Below are 4,446 nucleotides of genomic sequence, written 5' to 3' on the forward strand. Positions count from 1 at the left end.
TTGAATGGGTTCATGTGCAGCTCCATCAGCAAAAGGGGATGATAAGTTTATCACCACCGACTATTTGCAACAGTGCCGAATAAACGCCCTTTTCACCCAAGTCCAACAGCTTTGGACCGCAGTTGACTCTTTCGACACCCCTGCGATGCAACCCAATCCGGCTGACGGGGAGCCAGCAACGCTGAAAATTTACCCTCCTCTTTCCCACTAGCGGCTCCTTTTCCGACAACCAGCACGGCGGATCCCTGCCGCGGCGCTGTGAACGCAGCATTTTGATTGGTATCGTTGGCCTTCAGGCTCGTCAGTCAAACAGACCCAGGAGCAGCTCAGCCGGTGGCGCCCGGCTTTCGGGTAACGCCCTGGTCCCGCTGGTTTCGGCTTTGTGCTTCAGGTGATCAAGGATCTGCTTGATCACTATAGGGTCTTCAATGCAGGCGATGACTTTCATGGCGCCGCCGCAGCCGCTGCAGGTCTCGATGTCGATATTGAAAACACGCTTGAGCCGTTGCGCCCATGTCATCGACGCTCGCCGTTGTGCTGGTGTTGCCGGTTCATCAGCCACCCTGACCTTGTTGCCCCTGCCCCGTTTTGCCGGCGTGACCAACGCCCGGTGCCGACTGTTGGGTGCGAACACCCCGTGGAAGCGGGTTAGGTTGACTCTGGGCTTCGGTACCAGGGCGGCCAGCCTTGCAATGAAATCCAATGGTTCGAAAATGACGTGCGTGGTGCCGTCCCGGTACGGCGTCTTGAGCTGGTAGCGCACGTTGCCGCCTCGTGTTAACGACAGCCGCTTCTCGGATACCGCCGGGCGGCTGATGTACCGGCACAGCCGTTCGAGCTTCTTGCGTTCATCGGCCCTGGCCGCCACGCCGGCGTGCAGGCTGGACCCGGCTACCTTGCCAATCCCGTCACCGAACGGATCACCACTGGTCGGCAGAGTTTGCAAAGTGAACACCTTTCGCCCCGCCTGTGAACCGACAGCGATACGGTAAGTGATCGAGTGCCCCAGCAGGGGTGTCATCGGGTCGTCATCCACCGCATCCGAGGCCAGATAGCTGTTTTCGACATCCCGTTCCAGCAGGCCTTGCCGTTCCAGATAGCGACCCACCCGGTGGGCGATGGTGTGCGTCAGCTGGGTGAGCTCTGGGCTGGTCGGCGCCTTGACCCAGCGGAAACGCGCTGAGCCGTGGGATTGCTCGACATACACACCGTCGAGAAACAGCATGTGGAAGTGAACATTCAGATTGAGCGCCGATCCAAAACGCTGGATCAGGGTGACCGCGCCCGTCTTGGCCACTTGGTGGGTATGGCCCGCTTTCTTGACCAGGTGCGTGGCAATGACGCGGTAAACGATGCCCAGCACCCACCCCATGATCTCGGGCCGGCTGGCAAACAGGAAACGCAGCTGAAACGGGAAGCTCAACACCCACTGACGCATGGGTTGTTCAGGCAGTACTTCATCAACCAGCAAGGCGGCACTTTCGGCCATCCGCCGCGCCCCACAGCTCGGGCAGAAACCGCGACGCTTACAGCTGAAAGCGACCAGGTGCTCGGCGTGGCAAGACTCGCAGCGAACCCGTAGAAAGCCATGCTCCAGCCGCCCGCATTGGAGAAATTCTTCAAATTCCCGTTGCACATAGCCCGGCAATTCCTTTCCCTGCTCTGCCATAAGCGCAGCGAATGCCGGGTAATACTCGTCAACGATCTGATAGAGAAGGGTTTGCTCGGGTCGGTGGCTCTGGTAACGACCAGTATCCCGATCCCGGCTGGCCGTCCTGGCCGCCACATGAGGCATGTTCCGCGTCCTTGCAATACTGTGTTTACATACAGTCTATCGCTTAGCGGAAAGTTCTTTTACCCTCAGCCGAAATGCCTGCCGTTGCTAGACATTGCCAGCCAGTGCCCGTCACTCCGCGGTCTTCACTGCGTGATCGAGTTGATCGACACCCGCCGTGACACGCTCCATGAAGTGCCTGCCTGCGTCTGTTAGCCGAACGCCCCGCGCATGGCGCTCAAATAGCAGGACACCAAGGTTATCCTCCAGCGCTTTCACACGCGCGCTGACGCTCGACTGGCTGATACCAAGTGCCTTGGCCGCATGCCGAAAATTCAGATGCTCGGCGACGGCGATGAACTGAACAAGGGAAATGAGCGGTATCCTGCCAGACAGGATACCGACATTCACGAGGTTTCGATGGTTAGTGCGCCGCATCGGAGCGGGCCTGCTACCAGTCGTCGGTTAGACGACTGGCGACTTCTCGGTGGCAGCCCCACGGAGCCGAAGGAGCACCAGCCCCAACGAAACCAGTACCGCCATCGCCGTGGCGTAACAGATCACGGGCCACGCTGTGTCACCGTTTAAAAGTGCCACCGCCAATGTCCCGACAATGCTGACTATCAGGCTTTGAACGCAGAAGTAGAACGCGACCGCTGATCCCGCGATGTCGTCGAACTCTGCCAAAGCGCCGTTCGCGGTAACGGACACCGTGAAGACAATACCGACCGCGACAACCCACATCGGTAGGATGAAGGTGAGGAATGACGGCGAGCCGTAAAGTTCGCCGATCCCCAACAGGACCGCTCCGCAAACAAGCAACGCCATCCCACGCGCCACGCATCCTGCGATGCCCCATCTGGCGACAAAGGACTTCGCGAAACGGGTTGTCACGATCATTACAAGCGCGACAGTGGCGAAGGCAAAGCTGAATCCGATCTCGGAATATTCCGCTTGGCCTATGAGCACACGGGGAGCCGTCGAGAAGAAGACGAAGTAGGTGCCCATACCGGCGCTAAAGCCGACAGTGTAAACCCAAAAAGCCGGACTCGCGAAGATCGGCAAGACAGATCGGCGCGTCTTGACTTGATCCAGAGGGCGGGTTTCGTGCCACCTGAAACCCGCATTTAGGAGTGCGAGCATCGCCAGTATAGCCAAAGTAATGAATATCGCCTGCCATCCCAAGAACTCGCCGATCAATACTCCGGCGATAGGGCCGAGCGCAGGCACGAACGCCAGCATCGAACTGAAAAGGCCGTAGATGACGACACCCTCAGGACGGTTGGCATAAACGTCGCGAACCGTCGCGAACGTCGCCACCAGCATGGCCGACGCGCCCACTGCTTGAAGTAGACGGAAAGCGACAAAGGCCGGTGCAGTTGAAGACCAAGCTGCTCCCAGAGACGCAATGACGAAAGCCGTTGCGCCCGCAAGTAGAATTGGCCGTCGCCCGATTCTGTCTGAGAGCGGACCAAAAATCACCTGGCCCACGCCGAGCATCACCATATAGAGGCTCAACGTGAGTTGGATCATAGCGGGCGTCGTGTTCAGGATGCCGGGCATCGCTGGAACGACAGGGAGATAAATATCCATCGCCAGTGAAGCGAGGATGTCGAAAGGAGCCATCAGCAGCAGTGCTGCCGGCAGCGTATAGGCCCACGCGGGGCGTGTGGTGGTCATGACGAATCAACCCTCGATTAAGGAATACCGGGCGACGTCTGCTCGTCAGCAATCAGATGAGACTAGCCTTACAGAGCGCCGCAACAACAATACTGGTTGTTGCGGCTTACTTGTCTGCTGACTTGGAATTTCCCATCTGATTACTCCACGCTTACGAATATGAATTGCTACATTTTATCCGATTATCTTTTGCTTCGCAATGCGGCATGGGCGCACTCAGCGTTCCAGCCCCCTCTGCCGCCCTAACTGCCACGACACCGACCCGCCCTGCACGATGCCCATAACCTCGCGGCCGAGTTGGCGGTCGATGATCGGCCGCCACGGGACAAGGGTGAACTCATGGGATTTCTCGACCACGGCGAACTTGCCGCTCGATAGATGCACGGTTCCGGTAAACTTGCCGCTGACGCTCTCGCCGTCCGTGGCGGCGCGGAACGGCAGGCCCTTACTCAAAGCCATATCCGATCCGACGCCGGCTACCTCGCGCTCCCGCAGGATGGCGAGAAGGTTGCGCCGGTAGAAGACGCGGCTGTCCCGGCTGCGGGTGGCGTCGCCCTGTTCGATATGGTGCTCGCGGCGCTGGTCCATGGCTTCGCGGACTTGTTGCCCGAAGCCGGTTGGCGCAAGGTCGGCCGTCTCGCCGTGGATCAGCCGCCGGTCCAGCCAGGTCGCGCCGTCCGATCCGATCTGTTTGTTCAGATCGACCGGGGAAAGGACGCGAACGCTGGCCTGACTGTCTCGGCCGGCGTCATGGGCGGCGGCACGGCTGACCAGATCATCGGGGATGCGCCATTGGTCGGCGTCGATCCGCTCGACGATACCGGCCCGGCGTAGCGCCTCCAGCCGGCGCACATGGGCATCGACATAGCCCTCATAGTCGCCGCCTGGAACGCGGCACGTATAGGAAGAATAAACGGCACTGTTGCAAAGTTAGCGATGAGGCAGCCTTTTGTCTTATTCAAAGGCCTTACATTTCAAAAACTCTGCTTACC

The 4,446-nt window shown here is 59.2% G+C and carries 3 protein-coding genes and 1 pseudogene; all 4 read right to left on the reverse strand.

The genetic code is table 11. The features are described from left to right. Positions 1-301 precede the first annotated feature (301 nt). Positions 302-1,795, reverse strand: coding sequence for an IS91-like element ISCR2 family transposase (locus OKC28_RS22700; protein WP_001120888.1), 1,494 nt, complete (start codon positions 1,793-1,795; stop codon positions 302-304). A 111-nt stretch (positions 1,796-1,906) separates the two neighbouring features. After that, positions 1,907-2,185 (reverse strand): LysR family transcriptional regulator, encoded by a 279-nt coding sequence (locus tag OKC28_RS22705; protein ID WP_001100557.1) that lies wholly within the window; start codon positions 2,183-2,185, stop codon positions 1,907-1,909. A gap of 54 nt (positions 2,186-2,239) precedes the next feature. After that, positions 2,240-3,454 carry a chloramphenicol/florfenicol efflux MFS transporter FloR gene (gene floR, locus OKC28_RS22710; protein WP_000214122.1) on the reverse strand — a complete coding sequence of 405 codons (1,215 nt, stop codon included), beginning with the start codon at positions 3,452-3,454 and terminating at the stop codon, positions 2,240-2,242. Between the two features lie 216 nt (positions 3,455-3,670). Further along, positions 3,671-4,315: pseudogene (locus tag OKC28_RS22715) on the reverse strand (DUF3363 domain-containing protein); the annotation flags it as partial. Positions 4,316-4,446 lie beyond the last annotated feature (131 nt).

Source organism: Aeromonas sp. D3, assembly GCF_027705025.1.
Taxonomy (GTDB): Bacteria; Pseudomonadota; Gammaproteobacteria; order Enterobacterales; family Aeromonadaceae; genus Aeromonas; species Aeromonas salmonicida.

What these genes read in the sequence shown, in the direction of transcription:
- floR (WP_000214122.1), bottom strand. Translation starts at nt 3,454, where the DNA reads ATGACCACCACACGCCCCGCGTGGGCCTATACGCTGCCGGCAGCACTG.
- OKC28_RS22700 (WP_001120888.1), bottom strand. Translation starts at nt 1,795, where the DNA reads ATGCCTCATGTGGCGGCCAGGACGGCCAGCCGGGATCGGGATACTGGT.